General features: G+C 56.9%; 34 protein-coding genes. 1 reads left to right on the forward strand and 33 read right to left on the reverse strand.

Annotated elements, in window-relative coordinates; all coding sequences use genetic code 11:
• Window positions 1-149 precede the first annotated feature (149 nt).
• Together AC07Y9_RS31200 and AC07Y9_RS31205 are read right to left on the reverse strand one after the other, a co-directional pair.
• Window positions 150-662: a single-stranded DNA-binding protein gene (locus AC07Y9_RS31200; RefSeq protein WP_009045846.1), complete on the reverse strand. Its 513-nt coding sequence runs from the start codon at window positions 660-662 to the stop codon at window positions 150-152.
• Window positions 663-671: 9 nt separating this feature from the next.
• Window positions 672-2,066 carry an MFS transporter gene (locus tag AC07Y9_RS31205; RefSeq protein ID WP_102681227.1) on the reverse strand — a complete coding sequence of 465 codons (1,395 nt, stop codon included), beginning with the start codon at window positions 2,064-2,066 and terminating at the stop codon, window positions 672-674.
• Window positions 2,067-2,246: 180 nt separating this feature from the next.
• On the opposite strand from AC07Y9_RS31205, the gene uvrA reads away from it, so the two are divergent.
• Window positions 2,247-5,081: an excinuclease ABC subunit UvrA gene (gene uvrA / locus AC07Y9_RS31210; protein ID WP_102681226.1), complete on the forward strand. Its 2,835-nt coding sequence runs from the start codon at window positions 2,247-2,249 to the stop codon at window positions 5,079-5,081.
• Between the two features lie 91 nt (window positions 5,082-5,172).
• Here uvrA and bfr read toward each other — a convergent pair whose 3' ends face one another.
• From bfr to AC07Y9_RS31365, 31 genes are all read right to left on the reverse strand, one after another.
• On the reverse strand, window positions 5,173-5,637 hold the full coding sequence (gene bfr, locus AC07Y9_RS31215) for a bacterioferritin (RefSeq protein ID WP_102681225.1): 465 nt from the start codon (window positions 5,635-5,637) through the stop codon (window positions 5,173-5,175).
• Between the two features lie 155 nt (window positions 5,638-5,792).
• Window positions 5,793-7,241 (reverse strand): catalase, encoded by a 1,449-nt coding sequence (locus AC07Y9_RS31220; protein ID WP_102681224.1) that lies wholly within the window; start codon window positions 7,239-7,241, stop codon window positions 5,793-5,795.
• A gap of 171 nt (window positions 7,242-7,412) precedes the next feature.
• Window positions 7,413-7,799, reverse strand: coding sequence for a 50S ribosomal protein L17 (gene rplQ / locus AC07Y9_RS31225; RefSeq protein ID WP_007924175.1), 387 nt, complete (start codon window positions 7,797-7,799; stop codon window positions 7,413-7,415).
• A 42-nt stretch (window positions 7,800-7,841) separates the two neighbouring features.
• Window positions 7,842-8,843 carry a DNA-directed RNA polymerase subunit alpha gene (locus AC07Y9_RS31230; protein WP_007924176.1) on the reverse strand — a complete coding sequence of 334 codons (1,002 nt, stop codon included), beginning with the start codon at window positions 8,841-8,843 and terminating at the stop codon, window positions 7,842-7,844.
• Between the two features lie 22 nt (window positions 8,844-8,865).
• Complete coding sequence (gene rpsD, locus AC07Y9_RS31235) at window positions 8,866-9,486, reverse strand: 30S ribosomal protein S4 (protein ID WP_003176404.1); 621 nt, start codon at window positions 9,484-9,486, stop codon at window positions 8,866-8,868.
• 18 nt (window positions 9,487-9,504) lie between these two features.
• Window positions 9,505-9,894, reverse strand: coding sequence for a 30S ribosomal protein S11 (gene rpsK / locus AC07Y9_RS31240; protein ID WP_007924177.1), 390 nt, complete (start codon window positions 9,892-9,894; stop codon window positions 9,505-9,507).
• Window positions 9,895-9,924: 30 nt separating this feature from the next.
• Window positions 9,925-10,281, reverse strand: a complete 357-nt coding sequence (gene rpsM / locus AC07Y9_RS31245; RefSeq protein WP_009045849.1) for a 30S ribosomal protein S13 — start codon at window positions 10,279-10,281, stop codon at window positions 9,925-9,927.
• A gap of 130 nt (window positions 10,282-10,411) precedes the next feature.
• On the reverse strand, window positions 10,412-10,528 hold the full coding sequence (rpmJ, locus tag AC07Y9_RS31250; protein ID WP_002555468.1) for a 50S ribosomal protein L36: 117 nt from the start codon (window positions 10,526-10,528) through the stop codon (window positions 10,412-10,414).
• A 24-nt stretch (window positions 10,529-10,552) separates the two neighbouring features.
• Window positions 10,553-11,881 carry a preprotein translocase subunit SecY gene (gene secY, locus AC07Y9_RS31255; protein WP_007924182.1) on the reverse strand — a complete coding sequence of 443 codons (1,329 nt, stop codon included), beginning with the start codon at window positions 11,879-11,881 and terminating at the stop codon, window positions 10,553-10,555.
• Window positions 11,882-12,316: a 50S ribosomal protein L15 gene (rplO, locus tag AC07Y9_RS31260; protein ID WP_007924183.1), complete on the reverse strand. Its 435-nt coding sequence runs from the start codon at window positions 12,314-12,316 to the stop codon at window positions 11,882-11,884.
• A 3-nt stretch (window positions 12,317-12,319) separates the two neighbouring features.
• Complete coding sequence (gene rpmD, locus AC07Y9_RS31265) at window positions 12,320-12,496, reverse strand: 50S ribosomal protein L30 (RefSeq protein WP_003176408.1); 177 nt, start codon at window positions 12,494-12,496, stop codon at window positions 12,320-12,322.
• Window positions 12,497-12,498: 2 nt separating this feature from the next.
• A complete protein-coding gene (gene rpsE, locus AC07Y9_RS31270; protein ID WP_007924184.1) occupies window positions 12,499-12,999 on the reverse strand; it encodes a 30S ribosomal protein S5 in 501 nt (166 codons plus the stop codon).
• A gap of 3 nt (window positions 13,000-13,002) precedes the next feature.
• The gene (gene rplR, locus AC07Y9_RS31275) at window positions 13,003-13,353 is read right to left on the reverse strand and encodes a 50S ribosomal protein L18 (RefSeq protein ID WP_003186037.1); all 351 of its coding nucleotides are present in this window, start codon (window positions 13,351-13,353) and stop codon (window positions 13,003-13,005) included.
• Window positions 13,354-13,363: 10 nt separating this feature from the next.
• Window positions 13,364-13,897 carry a 50S ribosomal protein L6 gene (gene rplF, locus AC07Y9_RS31280; RefSeq protein ID WP_007924185.1) on the reverse strand — a complete coding sequence of 178 codons (534 nt, stop codon included), beginning with the start codon at window positions 13,895-13,897 and terminating at the stop codon, window positions 13,364-13,366.
• Between the two features lie 12 nt (window positions 13,898-13,909).
• Window positions 13,910-14,302, reverse strand: coding sequence for a 30S ribosomal protein S8 (gene rpsH, locus AC07Y9_RS31285; protein WP_003228724.1), 393 nt, complete (start codon window positions 14,300-14,302; stop codon window positions 13,910-13,912).
• Between the two features lie 208 nt (window positions 14,303-14,510).
• On the reverse strand, window positions 14,511-14,816 hold the full coding sequence (gene rpsN, locus AC07Y9_RS31290) for a 30S ribosomal protein S14 (RefSeq protein ID WP_003228726.1): 306 nt from the start codon (window positions 14,814-14,816) through the stop codon (window positions 14,511-14,513).
• 13 nt (window positions 14,817-14,829) lie between these two features.
• On the reverse strand, window positions 14,830-15,369 hold the full coding sequence (gene rplE, locus AC07Y9_RS31295; protein WP_007924186.1) for a 50S ribosomal protein L5: 540 nt from the start codon (window positions 15,367-15,369) through the stop codon (window positions 14,830-14,832).
• 20 nt (window positions 15,370-15,389) lie between these two features.
• Window positions 15,390-15,704 carry a 50S ribosomal protein L24 gene (rplX, locus tag AC07Y9_RS31300; protein ID WP_003186046.1) on the reverse strand — a complete coding sequence of 105 codons (315 nt, stop codon included), beginning with the start codon at window positions 15,702-15,704 and terminating at the stop codon, window positions 15,390-15,392.
• A gap of 11 nt (window positions 15,705-15,715) precedes the next feature.
• Window positions 15,716-16,084: a 50S ribosomal protein L14 gene (gene rplN / locus AC07Y9_RS31305; protein WP_002555479.1), complete on the reverse strand. Its 369-nt coding sequence runs from the start codon at window positions 16,082-16,084 to the stop codon at window positions 15,716-15,718.
• Window positions 16,085-16,107: 23 nt separating this feature from the next.
• Window positions 16,108-16,374, reverse strand: coding sequence for a 30S ribosomal protein S17 (gene rpsQ, locus AC07Y9_RS31310; protein ID WP_003194644.1), 267 nt, complete (start codon window positions 16,372-16,374; stop codon window positions 16,108-16,110).
• Window positions 16,375-16,376: 2 nt separating this feature from the next.
• Window positions 16,377-16,568 (reverse strand): 50S ribosomal protein L29, encoded by a 192-nt coding sequence (gene rpmC, locus AC07Y9_RS31315; RefSeq protein ID WP_002555481.1) that lies wholly within the window; start codon window positions 16,566-16,568, stop codon window positions 16,377-16,379.
• A complete protein-coding gene (gene rplP, locus AC07Y9_RS31320) occupies window positions 16,568-16,981 on the reverse strand; it encodes a 50S ribosomal protein L16 (RefSeq protein ID WP_003228729.1) in 414 nt (137 codons plus the stop codon). Before rplP ends, rpmC begins: the two co-directional genes overlap by 1 nt.
• A 12-nt stretch (window positions 16,982-16,993) precedes the next feature.
• Window positions 16,994-17,680, reverse strand: coding sequence for a 30S ribosomal protein S3 (gene rpsC / locus AC07Y9_RS31325; protein WP_007924192.1), 687 nt, complete (start codon window positions 17,678-17,680; stop codon window positions 16,994-16,996).
• 13 nt (window positions 17,681-17,693) lie between these two features.
• Entirely contained in the window at window positions 17,694-18,026 is a 333-nt protein-coding gene (rplV, locus tag AC07Y9_RS31330) for a 50S ribosomal protein L22 (RefSeq protein ID WP_003103908.1), read from the reverse strand.
• Window positions 18,027-18,039: 13 nt separating this feature from the next.
• Entirely contained in the window at window positions 18,040-18,315 is a 276-nt protein-coding gene (gene rpsS / locus AC07Y9_RS31335) for a 30S ribosomal protein S19 (protein WP_002555486.1), read from the reverse strand.
• Between the two features lie 16 nt (window positions 18,316-18,331).
• Entirely contained in the window at window positions 18,332-19,156 is an 825-nt protein-coding gene (gene rplB, locus AC07Y9_RS31340; protein ID WP_007924198.1) for a 50S ribosomal protein L2, read from the reverse strand.
• A gap of 14 nt (window positions 19,157-19,170) precedes the next feature.
• Window positions 19,171-19,470: a 50S ribosomal protein L23 gene (gene rplW, locus AC07Y9_RS31345; protein ID WP_002555488.1), complete on the reverse strand. Its 300-nt coding sequence runs from the start codon at window positions 19,468-19,470 to the stop codon at window positions 19,171-19,173.
• Window positions 19,467-20,069, reverse strand: a complete 603-nt coding sequence (rplD, locus tag AC07Y9_RS31350) for a 50S ribosomal protein L4 (protein ID WP_007924200.1) — start codon at window positions 20,067-20,069, stop codon at window positions 19,467-19,469. Before rplD ends, rplW begins: the two co-directional genes overlap by 4 nt.
• Window positions 20,070-20,081: 12 nt before the next feature.
• Window positions 20,082-20,717, reverse strand: coding sequence for a 50S ribosomal protein L3 (gene rplC / locus AC07Y9_RS31355; protein ID WP_007924205.1), 636 nt, complete (start codon window positions 20,715-20,717; stop codon window positions 20,082-20,084).
• Window positions 20,718-20,797: 80 nt separating this feature from the next.
• Entirely contained in the window at window positions 20,798-21,109 is a 312-nt protein-coding gene (gene rpsJ, locus AC07Y9_RS31360) for a 30S ribosomal protein S10 (RefSeq protein WP_003186070.1), read from the reverse strand.
• Window positions 21,110-21,249: 140 nt separating this feature from the next.
• On the reverse strand, window positions 21,250-21,453 hold a 204-nt coding region (locus AC07Y9_RS31365; protein ID WP_032833165.1), incomplete at its 5' end, for an EF-Tu C-terminal domain-related protein.

Consider the following 21,453-nt stretch of genomic DNA (forward strand, 5'->3'; position numbering starts at 1 on the left):
CCCCCGACGGCCCGCCCGTCCCCTTGACCGGGAGGCTGCGGCGAGTCGAACTCTAAAGCGGCGACACCAGGCCGGTGTTTCAAGCGGCCAAAAAAAAACGGAGCCCATCGAGGGCTCCGTTTTTCACTCATGACCTGCGTTCCGAGGGATCAGAACGGAATATCGTCATCGAAGCTGTCGTCGAAGTTCTGCGCCGGCTGTGGCGAGGACTGCTGAGGCGCTGGACGCGATTCGCGTTGTGGCGCCTGCGAAGGCTGCGGACGCGACTGCTGCGGACGTGGCGCGGAGTTGCCCATGCCCTGGCCCTGGTCGCCCTGAGGACGGCCGCCAAGCAGCTGCATGGTGCCCTGCATGTCGACGATGATTTCAGTGGTGTAACGCTTGATGCCGTCTTTTTCCCACTCGCGGGTCTGCAGCTTGCCTTCGATGTAGACCTGCGAACCTTTGCGCAGGTACTCGCCGGCGATTTCCGCGACCTTGCCGAACATCGACACACGGTGCCACTCGGTCTTCTCGACCTTCTGACCGGTCTGCTTGTCGGTCCATTGTTCGCTGGTGGCCAGACTCAGGTTGGTCACGGCGTTACCGTTAGGCAGGTAGCGAACTTCAGGATCCTGGCCGCAAGTGCCGACCAATATGACTTTGTTAACCCCACGGGCCATAACGTTCTCCTAGGCTTCGCACGCCGATCGGGCTGGGTTGACCAGCTGCTCGAGGGTCGCGCGATCCAATAATTCGGTGTCCAATTTGATGTAAATGGCGGCTTCTTCGGCCACCATCACTGCATCTGTTACCCCAACAACGGCCTTCAGGCGCTCGACCAGACCGGCTTCGCGGATCGCTTCGGGCGATAACGGCAAGCGCAGGCTCGTCACGTAAGGTGGTTCGCGCATGGTAACAGCAAAGGCCAGCCAGAGTGCAGCCAACCCTGCGCAACCCAGGAATACAACCGAAAAACCGCCATGCTGGAACAACCAGCCGCCGAGAATGCCGCCCAGCGCCGAACCGAGGAACTGGCTGGTGGAATAGACCCCCATAGCCGTGCCCTTGCCGCCAGCCGGTGAAACCTTGCTGATCAGCGACGGCAGCGAAGCTTCCAGCAGGTTGAACGCGGTGAAGAACACCACCGTGCCAATCACCAGCGCCTGCAGGCTGTCGCCGAACTCCCAGAAGAATAGCTCGGTGAGCAGCAGCGTACTGACCGCGCCCAGCAGAACTCGTTTCATTTTGCGTTTCTTCTCGCCGTAGATGATGAACGGGATCATGGCGAAGAAGGAGATCAACAGCGCGGTGAGGTAGACCCACCAGTGCTGTTCCTTGGGCAGGCCGGCTTTTTCCACCAGGGCCAGCGGCAAGGCGACGAAGCTCGACATCAGCATCGCGTGCAACACGAAGATACCAAGATCCAGGCGCAGCAGGTCCGGGTGCTTGAGCGTCGGCAACAGAGCCTGGCGCGCGACCCCGGATTCGCGGTGCTGCAACGGGCCGGTCGAGTGCGGCACCATGAAGGCGACGATGAAAATGCCCAGCAGCGCCATGCCGCCGGTGGCGAAAAACAGCCCGGGCAAGCCGAAAGCGCGGGTCAGCAGCGGGCCGGCCACCATGGCCACGGCAAAGGACAGGCCGATGGTCATGCCGATCATGGCCATGGCCTTGGTGCGGTGCTGCTCGCGGGTCAGGTCCGACAACAGCGCCATGACCGCCGCGGAAATCGCCCCGGCGCCCTGCAGGATGCGCCCGGCGATCACGCCCCAGATCGAATCGGCGTTGGCCGCCAGCACACTGCCCAGGGCAAAGACGATCAGCCCCAGGTAAATCACCGGGCGACGGCCGATACGGTCGGAAATGATCCCGAACGGAATCTGGAAAATCGCCTGGGTCAGGCCGTAAGCGCCGATCGCCAACCCGATCAGGGCCGGGGTCGCTCCCGCCAGGTCCATCCCATAGGTCGCCAGGACCGGCAACACCATGAACATGCCAAGCATACGGAAGGCGAACACCAGGGCCAGACCGCTTGCCGCGCGGGTCTCGGCGCCACTCATGCGCTCGCTGTGGGGATCATGCATGGAAAAACCTCGTGTGAACCGGCGGCGATTCTACCAGTCCGATCGATTGACGGGGTATATGGCGACGCTTTGCCGCGCAGGTTTCATCTACGGCTGCACAGACCTCATTTGATAGTGTGCATCCATCCAGTATTTGCCCTTATACTCCTACGTTTTCGACGCCCGCCGAGCGAGGCCACTTTGGACAAGATCCTGATTCGTGGGGCCCGAACCCACAACCTGAAGAACATCGACCTGACCCTGCCACGGGACAAACTGATCGTCATCACCGGCCTGTCCGGATCCGGCAAATCGTCCCTGGCGTTCGACACGCTGTACGCCGAAGGCCAGCGCCGTTATGTCGAGTCGCTGTCGGCCTATGCGCGGCAATTTCTGTCGATGATGGAAAAACCTGACGTCGACACCATCGAAGGTTTGTCGCCGGCAATTTCCATCGAGCAGAAATCCACCTCGCACAACCCGCGCTCCACCGTGGGCACCATCACCGAGATCTACGACTACCTGCGCCTGCTATATGCCCGCGTGGGTACGCCACGCTGCCCGGATCACGACATCCCGCTGGAAGCCCAGACCGTCAGCCAGATGGTCGACCTGGTGCTGGCCCAGCCGGAAGGCAGCAAGCTGATGCTGCTGGCGCCGGTGATTCGCGAGCGCAAGGGCGAGCACCTGTCGGTCTTCGAGGAACTGCGCGCCCAGGGCTTCGTCCGCGCCCGGGTCAATGGCAAGCTCTACGAGCTGGATGAGCTGCCGAAGCTGGATAAACAGAAGAAGCACTCGATCGATGTGGTGGTCGACCGTTTCAAGGTCCGCGCCGACCTGCAGCAGCGTCTGGCCGAGTCGTTCGAGACCGCGCTGAAGCTGGCCGACGGTATCGCCCTAGTGGCGCCGATGGACGACGAACCCAGTGAAGAAATCATCTTCTCCGCGCGCTTCGCCTGCCCGATCTGTGGCCACGCCATCAGCGAACTGGAACCCAAGCTGTTCTCCTTCAACAACCCGGCCGGGGCCTGCCCGACCTGCGATGGCCTGGGGGTCAAGCAGTTCTTCGACATCAAGCGCCTGGTCAATGGCGAGCTGACCCTGGCCGAAGGGGCGATTCGCGGCTGGGACAGGCGCAACGTCTATTACTTCCAGATGCTTGGCTCGCTGGCATCGCATTACGGCTTCAGCCTGGAAGTACCGTTCAACCAGCTGGCGGCCGACCAGCAGAAGGTCATTCTCAACGGCAGCGGCACGCAGAACGTCGACTTCAAGTACCTCAACGATCGTGGCGATATCGTCAAACGCTCCCACCCGTTCGAAGGCATAGTGCCGAACCTGGAACGCCGCTACCGCGAGACCGAATCGGCCACCGTGCGAGAAGAGCTGGCCAAGTTCCTCAGCACCCAGCCGTGCCCGGATTGCCGCGGCACCCGCCTGCGTCGCGAAGCCCGCCACGTGTGGGTCGGCGAGAAGACGTTGCCGGCCGTTACCAGCCTGCCGATCGGCGATGCCACCGATTACTTCGGCACCCTGTCGCTAACCGGACGCCGTGGCGAGATTGCCGACAAGATCCTCAAGGAAATCCGCGAGCGCCTGCAGTTCCTGGTCAATGTCGGCCTGGATTACCTGACCCTGGATCGCAGCGCCGATACCCTGTCCGGCGGCGAAGCGCAGCGTATTCGTCTGGCCAGCCAGATCGGCGCCGGCCTGGTGGGGGTGATGTACATCCTCGACGAACCCTCCATCGGCCTGCACCAGCGCGACAACGATCGCTTGCTGGGCACCCTGAAACACCTGCGGGATATCGGCAATACCGTGATCGTGGTCGAACACGACGAGGACGCCATTCGCCTGGCCGACTATGTGGTGGACATCGGCCCGGGCGCTGGCGTGCATGGCGGACAGATCGTTGCCGAGGGCACTCCCGACGAGGTGATGTCCCATCCCGACTCGCTGACCGGCAAATACCTGTCAGGGCGCGTGAAAATCGCCGTGCCGGCCAAGCGTACGCCGCGCAACAAGAAGCTTTCGCTGTCCCTAAAAGGGGCTCGCGGCAACAACTTGCGCAACGTCGACCTGGAGATTCCGATCGGCCTGCTAACCTGCGTGACTGGTGTCTCCGGTTCGGGCAAGTCGACCCTGATCAACAACACCCTGTTCCCCCTCAGCGCCACGGCGCTGAACGGCGCGACCACGCTGGAAGCCGCTGCGCACGACAGCATCAACGGCCTGCAGCACCTGGACAAGGTGGTGGATATCGATCAAAGCCCGATCGGTCGCACCCCGCGCTCCAACCCGGCGACCTACACCGGGCTGTTCACGCCGATCCGCGAACTGTTTGCCGGGGTACCCGAATCGCGCTCGCGCGGCTACGGTCCGGGTCGCTTCTCCTTCAACGTCAAGGGCGGACGCTGCGAAGCCTGCCAGGGCGACGGCCTGATCAAGGTGGAAATGCACTTCCTGCCGGACATCTACGTGCCGTGCGATGTGTGCAAGAGCAAGCGCTACAACCGCGAAACCCTTGAGATCAAGTACAAGGGCAAGAGCATCCACGAGGTCCTGGAAATGACCATCGAGGAAGCGCGGGAGTTCTTCGACCCGGTGCCGGCGCTGGCGCGCAAGCTGCAGACGCTGATGGACGTGGGGCTTTCCTACATCAAGTTGGGGCAATCGGCGACGACCTTGTCCGGCGGTGAGGCGCAGCGGGTCAAGCTGTCTCGCGAGCTGTCCAAGCGTGACACCGGCAAGACCCTCTACATCCTCGACGAACCAACCACCGGCCTGCACTTTGCCGATATCCAGCAATTGCTGGACGTTCTGCATCGCCTGCGTGACCACGGCAACACCGTGGTGGTGATCGAACACAACCTGGACGTGATCAAGACCGCCGACTGGCTGGTGGACCTGGGGCCGGAAGGCGGTTCCAAGGGCGGACAGATCATTGCCGAGGGTACGCCGGAGCAGCTGGCAGAAATGCCGCAATCCCATACCGGCTACTACCTCAAGCCACTGTTGACCCGCGACCGGGCCTGAGCCCAATGAAAAAGCCCCTGCCATTGTGAAATGGCAGGGGCTTTTTTGTGCTCGTCAGTCCTGCATTTGCCTGCAGGCGCGGGCTAGAACATCAGAACTGCGACTGCAGGTAGTTTTCCAGACCGATCGACTTGATCAGGCCCAACTGCTTTTCCAGCCAGTAGGTATGGTCTTCTTCGGTATCGGCCAACTGCACACGCAGGATGTCGCGGCTGACATAGTCCTTGTGCTTCTCGCACAGTTCGATGCCTTTGCACAGTGCAGCGCGGACCTTGTACTCCAGGCGCAGGTCGGCGGCGAACATGTCCGGCACGGTGGTACCGACATCCAGATCGTCAGGGCGCATGCGTGGCGTGCCCTCGAGCATCAGGATGCGACGCATCAATGCATCGGCGTGTTGAGTCTCTTCTTCCATCTCGTGATTGATGCGCTCGTAGAGCTTGCTGAAGCCCCAGTCCTCATACATACGCGAGTGGATGAAATATTGGTCACGCGCCGCCAGTTCACCCGTCAGCAACGTGTTGAGGTAATCGATTACGTCCGGGTGACCTTGCATCGCCCTACATCTCCCTGCTTGAAAGTCTGTATTTTGAACCAAGCTGACTTGCAGGTCACTGTAAAAACGCTAACAAAGTGAAGATTTTCAGAGAAAAGTAGCCGAAAAAACGCAAAAACCGCCCAAATGAGGGCGGTTCTGCTTCTCGTTTAGACTTAGTTAAGCTGTACGCCCAACGCCTTTGCGATTCCTTCTCCATAAGCCGGGTCAGCCTTGAAGAAATGCTGCAGTTGACGCTGGACCACGTCCGAGCTGACACCCGCCATTGCGCCGGCGATGTTGTTGATCAACAGGGCTTGCTGCTGATCATTCATCAGGCGGAACAGAGCGCCTGCATGGCTGTAGTAGTCGGTGTCTTCGCGGTGATCGTAACGGTCCGCCGCACCGCTGAGGGCCAGCGCCGGCTCCGCGTAGCGAGGAGCCTGCTTCGGCGCATCGGCGTAGCTGTTCGGCTGATAGTTCGGTGCCGCGCCACCATTGCTGCCAAACGCCATGGAGCCGTCGCGCTGGTAGCTGTTCACCGGGCTGCGCGGAGCGTTGACCGGCAGTTGCTGGTGGTTGGTGCCGACACGATAGCGATGAGCATCGGCGTAAGCGAATACGCGGCCTTGCAGCATGCGGTCCGGCGACAGGCCGACGCCTGGAATCATGTTGCTAGGACCAAAGGCAGCCTGCTCGACTTCCGCGAAGTAGTTCAGCGGGTTGCGGTTCAACTCCAGCTCACCGACCTCGATCAGCGGGAACTCCTTCTGCGACCAGGTCTTGGTCACGTCGAACGGGTTCTCGTAGTGAGCGGCAGCCTCAGCCTCGGTCATGATCTGAATGCATACGCTCCATTTCGGGAAGTCACCGCGCTCGATCGCGTTGAACAGGTCACGTTGGGCGTAATCCGGATCGGTACCCGCCAGGCGGGCAGCCTCGGCCGGTGCCAGGTTCTTGATGCCCTGCTGGGTCTTGTAGTGCCATTTCACCCAGTGACGCTCGCCCTTGGCGTTGATCAAGCTGTAGGTGTGGCTACCGAAGCCGTGCATATGACGATAGCCGTCCGGAATCCCGCGATCCGAGAACAGGATGGTGACCTGGTGCAGCGCCTCGGGAGAGTGTGACCAGAAGTCCCACATGGCCTGGCCGCTCTTCAGGTTGCTCTGCGGCAGGCGTTTCTGGGTGTGGATAAAGTCGGGAAACTTCAGTGGATCGCGAATGAAGAACACAGGCGTGTTGTTGCCGACGATGTCCCAGTTACCTTCTTCGGTATAGAACTTCAGGGCAAAACCGCGCGGGTCGCGTTCGGTATCAGCCGAACCACGCTCGCCACCTACGGTGGAGAACCGCAGGAAGGTAGGAGTCTGCTTACCCACGGACTCGAAAAGCTTGGCACTGGTGTATTCGGTGATGTCGCGGGTCACAGTGAAAGTGCCGTAGGCACCCGAGCCCTTGGCGTGTACGCGACGCTCAGGAATGTTTTCACGGTTGAAGTGGGCAAGCTTCTCGATCAGGTGAAAATCATCGAGCAACAGCGGGCCACGAGGGCCAGCAGAACGGGAATTCTGGTTATCGGCGACTGGAGCGCCACTTGCGGTGGTAAGCGTTTTGTTTTGGCTCATGCTCAATCTTCCTCTGTCAGTCTTGGAACTGCCGGCTAATCGGCTGACGAGGAGTATCGACCATCAAGATGACAGCATCAAATGCATTAAATTATTGCTATCGATAGAAATTTTCTAATACAGCAGACACAAAAAACCGGGCACTAGGCCCGGTTCTTTGTATTTGACGTCTTACTCAGCGGATACAGCTTCACCGCCGACAGCACGATCAACCAACTCGACGTACGCCATAGGCGCGTTGTCGCCAGCGCGGAAACCGCACTTGAGGATGCGCAGGTAGCCACCCTCACGGGTAGCGTAACGCTTGCCCAGGTCGTTGAAGAGCTTACCAACGATAGCTTTCGAACGAGTACGGTCGAAAGCCAGACGGCGGTTAGCCAGGCTGTCTGTCTTGGCCAAAGTGATCAGCGGCTCAGCAACGCGGCGCAGTTCTTTAGCTTTCGGCAGTGTAGTTTTGATCAGCTCGTGCTCGAACAGCGACACCGCCATGTTTTGGAACATGGCCTTGCGGTGCGAGCTGGTGCGGCTCAGGTGACGACCACTTTTACGATGACGCATGGTTCATTCCTTACCAAACACAACGTTCGGTGATTACGACGATCAGGCAGTCGCCTTGTCGTCCTTCTTAAGACTTGCAGGCGGCCAGTTGTCGAGGCGCATGCCGAGGGACAGACCGCGGGAGGCCAGAACGTCCTTGATTTCGGTCAAGGATTTCTTGCCAAGGTTCGGAGTCTTCAACAGTTCTACTTCGGTACGCTGAATCAGGTCGCCGATGTAGTAAATGTTTTCCGCCTTAAGGCAGTTAGCCGAACGTACAGTCAGTTCCAGATCGTCAACCGGGCGAAGCAGGATCGGATCGATCTCGTCTTCCTGCTCGATTACCACTGGCTCACTGTCACCTTTGAGGTCCACGAACGCAGCCAACTGCTGTTGCAGGATGGTTGCAGCACGACGGATAGCCTCTTCAGGATCCAGGGTACCGTTGGTTTCCAGATCAATAACCAGCTTGTCCAGGTTGGTACGCTGCTCGACACGGGCGTTTTCCACCACGTATGCGATACGGCGAACCGGGCTGAACGAAGAGTCAAGCTGCAAGCGACCGATGCTGCGGCTTTCGTCTTCATCGCTCTGACGCGAGTCTGCCGGTTCATAACCACGACCACGAGCTACTACGAGCTTCATGTTCAGGGCGCCGTTAGACGCCAGGTTAGCGATTACGTGATCGGGGTTAACGATCTCGACATCATGATCCAGCTGAATATCGGCAGCGGTAACCACCCCCGAACCCTTCTTCGACAAGGTCAGCGTAACTTCGTCACGGCCGTGCAGCTTGATAGCCAGACCTTTAAGGTTCAACAGGATTTCAATTACATCTTCCTGTACACCTTCGATGGCGCTGTACTCGTGGAGCACACCGTCAATCTCGGCCTCGACTACTGCACAGCCGGGCATTGAGGACAACAGGATGCGGCGCAGCGCGTTGCCCAGGGTGTGGCCAAAACCACGCTCGAGAGGCTCGAGGGTGATCTTGGCGCGGGTTGGACTGACAACCTGCACATCAATATGGCGGGGTGTCAGGAACTCATTTACCGAAATCTGCATGGATGCACCTATTTTCTAGCCCTTACTTGGAGTAGAGCTCGACAATCAGGCTTTCGTTGATGTCGGCGGACAGATCACTGCGAGCTGGAACGTTCTTGAAAACGCCCGACTTCTTCTCAGTGTCTACTTCTACCCATTCTACGCGGCCACGTTGGGCACACAGATCGAGAGCTTGGACAATGCGAAGTTGGTTTTTTGCTTTCTCGCGAACAGCGACCACGTCACCAGCACGAACCTGGTAGGACGGAACGTTAACGGTCTGACCGTTTACGCTGATCGACTTGTGCGATACCAGCTGACGGGATTCGGCACGAGTCGAACCGAAGCCCATACGGTATACAACGTTGTCCAGACGGCATTCGAGCAGTTGCAGCAGGTTTTCACCGGTTGCACCCTTCTTGCCAGCAGCTTCTTTGTAGTAGCCGCTGAATTGACGCTCGAGAACGCCGTAGATACGACGGACCTTCTGCTTTTCACGCAGTTGGGTGCCGTAGTCGGACTGGCGACCGCGGCGCTGGCCGTGGATACCAGGTGCTGCTTCGATGTTGCACTTGGATTCGATAGCGCGCACGCCGCTCTTCAGGAAGAGATCGGTGCCTTCGCGACGAGCCAGTTTGCATTTTGGACCAATGTAACGAGCCATTCTTTACAATCTCCTGGATTACACGCGGCGCTTCTTCGGCGGACGGCACCCGTTATGCGGGATTGGCGTCACGTCGGTGATGCTGGCGATCTTGTAGCCACAGCCGTTCAAAGCGCGGACTGCGGATTCACGACCTGGACCTGGGCCCTTGACGTTAACGTCGAGGTTTTTCAGGCCATATTCCAGCGCAGCTTGACCAGCACGCTCAGCAGCTACTTGAGCAGCGAACGGGGTGGACTTGCGGGAACCGCGGAAACCCGAACCACCGGAGGTTGCCCAGGAAAGAGCGTTACCTTGACGGTCGGTGATGGTCACGATGGTGTTGTTGAAAGACGCGTGGATGTGGGCGATGCCATCAACCACTGTCTTTTTAATCTTTTTACGAGGACGAGCAGCAGGTTTTGCCATGACTAAATTCCTGTCGATTCGCTGGTGCGATTACTTGCGGATCGGCTTACGCGGACCTTTGCGAGTACGCGCGTTGGTCTTGGTACGCTGACCGCGCACTGGAAGACCACGACGATGGCGCAGACCGCGGTAGCAGCCCAGATCCATCAAGCGTTTGATTTTCATGTTGATTTCGCGACGCAGGTCACCTTCAGTGGTGAACTTCGCCACTTCGCCACGCAGCTGTTCAATTTGCTCGTCGCTCAGATCCTTGATCTTTGCGGCTGGGTTGACCCCAGTCTCTGCACAGATTTTCTGCGCAGTCGTGCGACCAACACCATAGATGTAGGTCAGCGAGATAACAGTATGTTTGTTATCTGGAATGTTAACGCCTGCAATACGGGCCATTCAGTGGGACTCCAATTGACAGCTACCTACGCCCCGGAAGCCAAGAAATAGGGCGCGAGATAATATCGCTGTAATAACAAATAATCAACCCAGCAGCGCACTAGCTGCTGGGCTTGAAGCACAATCACACTCAGCCTTGGCGCTGTTTGTGACGCGGTTCCGCGCTGCAAATTACTCGAACAACACCTTCGCGGCGAATAATCTTGCAGTTACGGCACAGCTTTTTCACCGATGCACGAACTTTCATCACCAACTCCTCGAACCTTATGGGTCAGCGCAGCATGCCGCTGCCGTAACCCTTCAGGTTGGCTTTCTTCATCAGGGATTCGTACTGGTGCGAAACGAGGTGCGATTGTACTTGCGACATAAAGTCCATAACAACCACGACCACGATCAGCAACGAGGTCCCGCCAAGGTAGAACGGAACGTTTGCTGCAACCACCAGGAACTGGGGCAACAGGCAGACGGCCGTCATATATAGAGCACCGAACATGGTCAAGCGGGTCAGAACGCCATCAATGTAGCGCGCAGACTGCTCACCTGGACGGATGCCCGGAATAAAGGCACCGGACTTCTTCAGGTTTTCCGCTACGTCTTTCGGATTGAACATCAACGCCGTATAGAAGAAGCAGAAGAAAATAATCCCTGCACTAAACAGCAGAATATTCAACGGCTGACCAGGAGCGATCGACTGCGAGATGTCCTGCAACCAGCCCATACCTTCAGACTGACCGAACCAGGCACCCAACGAAGCCGGGAACAGCAAAATGCTGCTCGCGAAAATAGCAGGAATAACGCCTGCCATATTCACTTTCAGCGGCAAGTGGCTAGTCTGCGCAGCAAACACCTTGCGGCCCTGCTGACGCTTGGCATAGTGAACAGCAATACGACGCTGGCCACGCTCAATGAACACCACAAAACCGATAATCGCTACTGCCAGCAAACCGATGGCAACCAGGGCAAAAATATTGATATCACCCTGACGCGCAGACTCGAAAGACTGCCCGATCGCTCTCGGAAGACCGGCGACGATACCTGCGAAAATCAACATCGAGATACCGTTGCCAACACCACGCTCAGTAATCTGCTCACCCAGCCACATCATGAACATCGCACCAGCCACAAAAGTGGATACCGCGACGAAATGGAAGCCAAAGTCACCAGTGAACGCAACGCCCTGCCCCGCCAGACCAACGGACATGCCGATGGCCTGAACAAGAGCTAGGACGACAGTGCCGTAGCGGGTGTACTGGCTGATCTTGCGACGGCCAGCTTCACCTTCCTTCTTCAACTGCTCCAGCTGCGGGCTGACGGCGGTCATCAGCTGCATGATGATCGATGCCGAGATGTACGGCATGATCCCCAGCGCAAAGATGCTCATCCGTTCCAGCGCGCCGCCGGAAAACATGTTGAACAAGCTAAGAATGGTCCCCTCATTCTGTCGAAACAGGTCTGCGAGTCGGTCAGGGTTAATACCTGGAACCGGGATGTGTGCGCCTATTCGGTAGACGATAATCGCCAAGAACAGAAAACGCAGACGAGCCCAGAGTTCAGACATACCGCCTTTGCCGAGCGCAGAGAGAGCACCTTGCTTAGCCATTTATTCCTCGAACTTGCCGCCAGCTGCTTCGATAGCCGCACGCGCACCTTTGGTGGCTGCGATGCCCTTGATAGTCACAGCGCGAGTAACTTCGCCGGACAGCATGATTTTCACACGCTGTACGTTTTGGTTAATCACGTTGGCATCTTTCAGGGACTGCACGGTGACGATGTCGCCTTCCACTTTAGCCAGCTCGGACAGACGCACTTCTGCGCGGTCCATGGCCTTCAGGGATACGAAACCGAACTTTGGCAGGCGACGATGCAGCGGCTGTTGACCGCCTTCAAAGCCTGGAGCAATGGTGCCACCGGAGCGGGAAGTCTGACCCTTGTGACCACGGCCACCAGTCTTACCCAAACCACTACCGATACCACGGCCCGGACGATGCTTTTCGCGACGGGAACCCGGCGCTGGACTCAGATCATTGAGTTTCATCGATTAACCCTCGACACGCAGCATGTAGTAAGCCTTGTTGATCATCCCGCGGTTCTCGGGAGTATCCTGGACTTCTACAGTGTGACCGATGCGACGCAGACCCAGACCCTTAACGCACAGTTTGTGGTTAGGGATACGGCCGGTCATGCTTTTGATCAGCGTTACTTTAACGGTAGCCATGATCAGATGATCTCCTGGACGCTTTTGCCACGCTTGGCGGCAATGGATTCAGGGGACTGCATTGCTTTCAAACCCTTGAAAGTGGCGTGAACCACGTTTACTGGGTTAGTCGAGCCGTAGCACTTGGCCAGAACGTTCTGAACGCCAGCAACTTCGAGGACAGCACGCATAGCGCCGCCAGCGATGATACCGGTACCTTCAGAAGCAGGCTGCATGTACACCTTCGAAGCGCCGTGAGCGGACTTCATTGCGTACTGCAGGGTAGTGCCGTTCAGATCAACTTGGATCATGTTGCGGCGAGCAGCTTCCATTGCCTTCTGGATCGCAGCAGGCACTTCACGCGACTTGCCACGGCCGAAGCCAACGCGACCTTTACCATCACCAACCACGGTCAACGCGGTGAAAGTGAAGATACGGCCGCCTTTTACGGTTTTGGCTACGCGGTTAACTTGAACCAGCTTCTCAATGTAGCCTTCGTCGCGCTTTTGGTCGTTATTTGACATAACTTAGAACTCCAGCCCAGCTTCACGAGCAGCATCAGCCAGCGCCTTGACGCGGCCGTGATACTTGAAGCCAGAGCGGTCGAAAGCCACCTGCGAGACGCCAGCGGCTTTTGCACGCGTAGCGACCAGCTGGCCAACCTTAGTGGCCGCGTCGATGTTGCCAGTGGCGCCATCACGCAGTTCTTTATCCAAAGTCGAGGCACTTGCCAGGACCTTGTTGCCGTCGGCCGAAATGACCTGGGCGTAGATGTGCTGCGAAGAGCGGAACACGCAGAGACGCACGACTTCGAGTTCGTGCATTTTCAGGCGTGCTTTGCGAGCGCGACGCAGTCGAGTAACTTTTTTGTCGGTCATTTGCTATGCCCTACTTCTTCTTGGCTTCTTTACGACGGACGACTTCGTCCGCGTAGCGCACACCTTTACCTTTGTAAGGCTCTGGCGGACGGAAGTCGCGGATCTCGGCGGCCACTTGACCTACCAGCTGCTTGTCGATGCCCTTGATCAGGATATCGGTCTGGCTAGGAGTCTCAGCGGTGATGCCTTCCGGCAGCTCGTAGTCCACTGGATGCGAGAAGCCAAGGGCCAAGTTCAGCACTGTGCCTTTTGCTTGTGCCTTGTAACCAACACCGACCAGCTGGAGCTTGCGCTCGAAGCCTTGGCTTACGCCTTGGACCATGTTGTTTACCAACGCACGAGTGGTACCGGCCATTGCGCGAGTTTGTTGGTCGCCATTGCGAGCAGCGAAACGCAGCTCACCAGCTTCCTGAACAATTTCAACGGACGAGTGTACGTTCAGTTCGAGAGTGCCCTTGGCACCCTTCACCGAAAGCTGTTGGCCGGCGAATTTAACTTCAACACCAGCTGGCAGCTTAACGGGGTTCTTAGCGACGCGAGACATGCTTATCCCCCCTTAGAACACAGTGCAAAGAACTTCGCCGCCGACACCGGCAGCGCGCGCAGCACGATCAGTCATCACACCTTTGTTGGTGGAGACGATAGACACGCCGAGACCGCCACGAACTTTCGGCAGATCTTCAACGGACTTGTACTGACGCAGGCCTGGACGGCTAACGCGCTTCACTTCCTCGATGACCGGACGGCCTTCGAAGTATTTCAGCTCGATGGACAGCAGTGGCTTGGTTTCGCTGCTGATCTGATAACCCGCGATGTAACCTTCGTCCTTCAGGACTTTTGCTACAGCCACCTTCAGCGTGGAAGACGGCATGCTTACGACGGACTTTTCAGCCATCTGGGCATTACGGATTCGAGTTAGCATGTCCGCTAACGGGTCCTGCATACTCATGGGCTAGACGCTCCTGATACAAAAAAAATGAGCCTTGCGGCTACAGCTTGTCGCCGAGAAATTCCGGGCAAAAAACACGGGCTCAGGCGAGCCGGTCATTCTAGACACACCCCAGAAATGAATCAAGCCCCAAAAGGGGCTTGATTCATGTTCAAGGCCACCGGCGGTCAGGATCTTGCGACCCCGAACACCGCGACTTTGATAGCTATTACCAGCTGGCTTTAACCAGACCTGGTACGTCACCACGCATTGCAGCTTCACGCAGCTTGTTACGGCCGAGGCCGAACTTGCGGTAAACGCCGTGCGGACGACCAGTCAGGCGGCAGCGGTTACGCATGCGCGAAGCGCTTGCGTCACGTGGCTGCTTCTGCAGAGCTACGGTAGCTTCCCAACGCGCTTCTGGACTTGCGTTCAGATCGACGATGATAGCTTTCAGCGCTGCACGCTTGGTGGCGTACTTGGCAACGGTGAGCTGACGCTTCAGCTCACGGTTTTTCATGCTCTTCTTGGCCATTTTCCTACTCCAATCAGTTGCGGAACGGGAATTTGAAAGCACGCAGCAGAGCGCGGCCTTCATCATCGTTCTTGGCAGTGGTGGTCAGGGTAATGTCCAGACCGCGGAGAGCATCGATCTTGTCGTAGTCGATTTCCGGGAAGATGATCTGCTCTTTCACGCCCATGCTGTAGTTGCCACGACCGTCGAAGGACTTGGCATTCAGGCCGCGGAAGTCGCGAACCCGAGGCAGGGAGATCGACAGCAGACGATCCAGGAACTCGTACATACGCTCACGACGCAGGGTCACTTTGACGCCGATCGGCCAACCTTCACGGACTTTAAAGCCAGCGATGGATTTCCGAGCGTAGGTCACAACGACTTTCTGGCCGGTGATCTTTTCCAGGTCAGCAACAGCGTGCTCGATGACTTTTTTGTCGCCGATCGCTTCGCCCAGACCCATGTTCAGGGTGATTTTGGTAACGCGCGGAACTTCCATCACGTTCGAAAGCTTAAGTTCATCCTTAAGTTTCGGAGCGATTTCCTTCCGGTAAATCTCTTGTAGTCGTGCCATGGTCTTCTACCTAGCAGTGTTCAAGCATCAACCGCTTTTTGGGTCGACTTGAAGACACGAATTTTTTTGCCGTCTTCTACTTTGAAACCAACGCGGTCAGCCTTGTTGGTTTCGCCGTTGAAAATGGCGACGTTGGAAGCGTGCAGTGGCGCTTCTTTCTCGACGATACCGCCCTGTACGCCCGACATCGGGTTAGGCTTGGTATGACGCTTAACCAGGTTCAGACCACCAACAACCAGACGGTTGTCAGCGAGAACCTTAAGCACCTTACCGCGCTTACCCTTGTCTTTGCCGGCGATCACGATGATCTCGTCGTCACGACGAATCTTTTGCATGTCGGATCTCCTTACAGCACTTCTGGGGCGAGCGAGACGATCTTCATGAACTTCTCAGTACGAAGTTCACGGGTCACTGGCCCAAAGATACGGGTGCCGATCGGCTCTTGCTTGTTGTTCAACAGAACAGCAGCGTTGCCATCAAAGCGGATGATGGAGCCGTCAGCACGACGGACGCCATGGCGAGTGCGGACTACAACAGCAGTCATCACTTGACCTTTCTTCACCTTACCGCGAGGAATTGCTTCCTTGACGGTAACTTTGATGATGTCACCGATACCAGCGTAACGACGATGGGAGCCACCCAGCACCTTGATGCACATAACGCGGCGAGCGCCGCTGTTATCGGCCACATCGAGCATGGATTGAGTCTGAATCATATAATTTCTCCGACCCTTAGCCCTTAGACTTCCACAGCGCGTTCGAGAACATCAACCAGAGCCCAAGACTTGGTCTTGGCCATCGGACGAGTTTCACGAATAGTGACTTTGTCGCCGATGTGGCACTGGTTGGTTTCGTCGTGCGCGTGCAGCTTAGTCGAACGCTTAACGTATTTACCGTAGATAGGGTGCTTAACGCGACGCTCGATCAGAACGGTGATGGTCTTGTCCATCTTGTCGCTGACAACACGGCCAGTCAGCGTACGGACAGTTTTTTCGGCTTCAGCCATGATTACTTACCTGCCTGCTGGTTGAGCACAGTCTTCACGCGAGCGATGTCACGCTTAACTTGCGAGAGCAGATGAGACTGCCCCAACTGGCCAGTTGCCTTCTGCATGCGCAGATTGAACTGGTCGCGCAGCAGGCCGAGCAGTTGCTCGTTCAGCTGCTGTGCGGATTTTTCACGAAGTTCATTCGCTTTCATCACATCACCGTCCGTTTAACAAAGGAGGTGGCGAGCGGCAGCTTTGCAGCAGCCAGGGCGAAAGCCTCACGCGCCAGCTCTTCAGAAACACCCTCGATTTCATACAGGACTTTGCCTGGCTGAATCTGGGCAACCCAGTATTCGACGTTACCCTTACCTTTACCCATCCGAACTTCGAGTGGCTTCTTGGAAATAGGCTTGTCCGGGAATACACGGATCCAGATCTTGCCGCCACGTTTTACGTGACGGGTCAGAGCACGACGCGCTGACTCGATCTGACGAGCGGTGAGACGACCACGAGCAACAGACTTCAGCGCGAACTCGCCGAAGCTGACTTTGCTACCGCGCAATGCCAGACCACGGTTGTGGCCGGTCATTTGCTTGCGGAACTTCGTACGCTTTGGTTGCAACATTTGGCGTACCCCTTACTTAGCAGCTTTTTTACGAGGCGCAGGTGCTTGCGGCTTAAGCTCTTCTTGGCGACCACCAATTACTTCGCCTTTGAAGATCCAAACCTTCACACCGATCACACCGTAAGTGGTGTGAGCTTCGTAGGTGGCATAGTCGATATCGGCACGCAGGGTGTGCAGTGGCACACGACCTTCGCGATACCATTCAGTACGTGCGATTTCAGCACCGCCGAGACGACCGCTCACTTGGATTTTGATGCCTTTGGCACCAATGCGCATGGCGTTCTGTACTGCGCGCTTCATAGCGCGACGGAACATTACACGACGCTCCAGCTGCTGAGCTACGCTCTGGGCAACCAGCATACCGTCGAGCTCCGGCTTGCGGATCTCTTCGATATTGATGTGCACAGGCACACCCATTTGCTTGGTCAGGTCCTGACGCAGTTTCTCAACATCTTCACCTTTCTTGCCGATCACGATGCCGGGACGAGCGGTGTGGATGGTGATGCGTGCAGTTTGAGCCGGACGATGGATATCGATACGGCTTACGGACGCGCTTTTTAGTTTGTCTTGGAGGTACTCACGCACATTCAGATCTGCGAGCAAATAGTCCGCATAAGTCCGACCGTCTGCGTACCAGACGGAGGTGTGCTCCTTGACGATTCCCAGGCGAATGCCAATGGGATGTACTTTCTGACCCATCTCTTCGACTCCGTTACTTGTCAGCAACCTTGACAGTGATATGGCAAGACCGCTTGACGATGCGATCAGCACGGCCTTTGGCACGCGGCATGATGCGCTTCAGCGAACGCCCTTCGTTGACGAAAACGGTGGAGACCTTCAGGTCATCAACGTCTGCGCCTTCGTTATGCTCGGCGTTGGCTACGGCCGACTCCAGCACTTTCTTCATGATCTCGGCGGCTTTCTTACTGCTGAAAGCCAACAGGTTGAGCGCTTCGCCCACCTTCTTCCCGCGGATCTGGTCGGCGACCAAGCGGGCTTTCTGGGCGGAGATTCGAGCGCCCGACAACTTAGCGGCTACTTCCATCGTTCCTTACCCCTTAACGCTTGGCTTTCTTGTCAGCCACGTGCCCGCGATATGTACGGGTACCGGCGAACTCGCCCAGTTTGTGGCCGACCATGTCTTCGTTCACGAGAACTGGAACATGTTGACGACCGTTATGCACAGCAATGGTCAGACCGACCATTTGTGGCAGGATCATGGAACGGCGCGACCAGGTCTTAACTGGTTTGCGATCGTTCTTTTCCGCCGCCACTTCGATCTTCTTCAGTAGGTGAAGATCAATAAAAGGACCTTTTTTCAGAGAACGTGGCACTGTCGTATCCCTCTATTTACTTGCGACGACGGACGATCATTTTGTCGGTACGCTTATTACCACGAGTCTTCGCGCCCTTAGTCGGGAAGCCCCATGGCGATACCGGATGACGACCACCAGAGGTACGACCTTCACCACCACCATGTGGGTGGTCAACCGGGTTCATGGCAACACCACGAACGGTTGGGCGAACGCCACGCCAGCGTTTGGCACCAGCTTTACCCAGCGAACGCAGGCTGTGCTCGGAGTTCGAGACTTCGCCCAGGGTCGCACGGCATTCAGCCAGGACTTTACGCATCTCACCGGAACGCAGACGCAGGGTCACGTAGACACCTTCACGAGCGATCAGCTGAGCCGAAGCACCAGCGGAACGAGCGATTTGCGCGCCTTTACCTGGCTTCAGTTCGATGCCGTGTACGGTGCTACCAACTGGAATGTTACGCAGTTGCAGAGCGTTGCCCGGCTTGATCGGTGCCAGAGCACCTGCGATCAGCTGGTCGCCAGCGCTCACGCCTTTAGGGGCGATGATGTAGCGACGCTCGCCGTCTGCGTACAGCAGCAAAGCGATGTGAGCAGTACGGTTTGGATCGTATTCGATACGCTCGACAGTGGCAGCGATGCCATCTTTGTCGTTGCGACGGAAGTCGACCAGACGGTAGTGCTGCTTATGACCACCACCAACGTGACGAGTGGTAATACGGCCATTGTTGTTACGACCACCAGACTTCGATTTCTTCTCGAGCAGCGGTGCGTGAGGAGCGCCTTTATGCAGCTCCTGGTTGACCACCTTGACCACAAAACGGCGGCCAGGGGAAGTCGGTTTGCATTTAACGATTGCCATGATGCACCCCTTCCTTACTCAGCACTGCTGCTGAAATCGAGATCTTGGCCTGGCTGAAGGGAGATAACTGCCTTCTTCCAGTCATTACGCTTGCCCAGACCGCGAGCGGTACGCTTGCTCTTACCCAGAACGTTCAGGGTAGTAACGCGCTCCACTTTCACGCTGAACAGGCTTTCGACGGCCTTCTTGATTTCCAGCTTGGTTGCATCAGTAGCAACCTTGAAAACGAACTGGCCTTTCTTGTCTGCCAGAACCGTAGCCTTCTCGGAAACGTGCGGGCCAAGCAGAACTTTAAATACGCGTTCCTGGTTCATCCCAGCAGCTCCTCGAATTTCTTCACGGCCGACACAGTGATCAACACTTTGTCGTATGCGATCAGACTAACTGGATCGGAACCTTGCACGTCACGTACATCAACGTGTGGCAGGTTACGAGCAGCCAGGTACAGGTTCTGATCAACAGCGTCAGACACGATCAGAACGTCGGTCAGACTCATGTTGTTCAGCTTGCCCAGCAGATCTTTGGTTTTCGGAGTTTCAACAGCGAAATCCTGAACCACGACCAGACGATCAGTACGCACCAGCTCAGCAAGGATGGAACGCATTGCTGCGCGATACATCTTCTTGTTCAGCTTCTGGGAGTGATCCTGTGGACGAGCTGCGAAAGTGGTACCGCCGCCACGCCAGATTGGGCTACGGATAGTACCGGCACGAGCACGGCCAGTACCTTTCTGACGCCATGGGCGCTTGCCGCCACCGGAAACGTCGGAACGGGTCTTTTGCTGCTTGCTACCTTGACGGCCGCCGGCCATGTAGGCCACGACTGCTTGGTGAACCAGCGTCTCGTTGAATTCGCCGCCAAATGTCAGTTCGGAAACTTCGATCGCTTGAGCGTCATTTACATTTAATTGCATGTCAGCTTCCCCTTAACCGCGAGCCTTGGCCGCCGGACGTACAACCAGGTTGCCGCCAGTAGCGCCAGGAACAGCACCCTTGACCAACAACAGATTGCGTTCAGCGTCGACGCGCACTACTTCCAGGGACTGCACGGTCACGCGCTCAGCGCCCATATGACCGGACATTTTTTTGCCCTTGAATACACGACCAGGAGTCTGGCACTGGCCAATAGAGCCCGGGACGCGGTGGGAAACGGAGTTACCGTGGGTGTTATCTTGACCGCGGAAATTCCAACGCTTGATGGTACCGGCGAAGCCTTTACCTTTCGACTGACCGGTAACATCTACCAGCTGGCCAGCTGCGAAGATTTCTGCATTGATCAGATCGCCAGCTTGGTACTCGCCTTCTTCAAGGCGGAATTCCCAAACGCCACGACCGGCAGCAACGTTCGCTTTAGCGAAGTGACCTGCTTGAGCAGCAGTCACGCGCGAAGCACGACGCTCACCTACAGTGACTTGCACTGCACGATAGCCATCGGTTTCTTCAGTTTTGAACTGGGTGACGCGATTCGGCTCGATCTCAATGACCGTGACCGGAATGGAGACACCTTCTTCGGTGAAAATACGGGTCATACCGCATTTACGACCGACTACACCAATAGTCATGTTGTAAACCTCATGAGTGTACGGGGCTTTCACCCGCTATGGCCGCCCATTTCAGAGCGTTACACGACTAAGACCGAGTCTTAGCCGAGGCTGATCTGCACTTCCACACCTGCCGCAAGATCAAGCTTCATAAGAGCATCAACGGTTTTATCCGTTGGCTGGACGATGTCCAGTACGCGCTTATGAGTACGGATCTCGTACTGGTCACGCGCGTCTTTGTTGACGTGCGGGGAGACCAGAACGGTGAACCGCTCTTTACGGGTAGGCAGTGGAATAGGACCACGCACTTGAGCACCAGTACGTTTCGCGGTTTCCACGATTTCCTGGGTGGATTGGTCGATCAGGCGATGGTCGAAAGCCTTCAACCTGATACGGATTTGCTGATTTTGCATTGGATTTCAGACTCCAGGCTGCTATTCCCACCGGGCGCAATACGCCCGTTAAAAGGAGGCGCAATTCTATAGACGGCCCCACAGAGTGTCAACCCAATAAAAAAGCCCCCGCAAGCGGGGGCTTTTTCATGAGTCGTCGATTACTCGATGACTTTGGCTACGACGCCAGCGCCGACGGTACGACCGCCTTCACGGATAGCGAAACGCAGACCATCTTCCATCGCGATGGTTTTGATCAGAGTGACAGTCATCTGGATGTTGTCACCCGGCATTACCATTTCAACGCCTTCTGGCAGCTCGCAGTTACCAGTCACGTCAGTAGTACGGAAGTAGAACTGTGGACG

Source organism: Pseudomonas sp. GW456-L12, assembly GCF_059424045.1.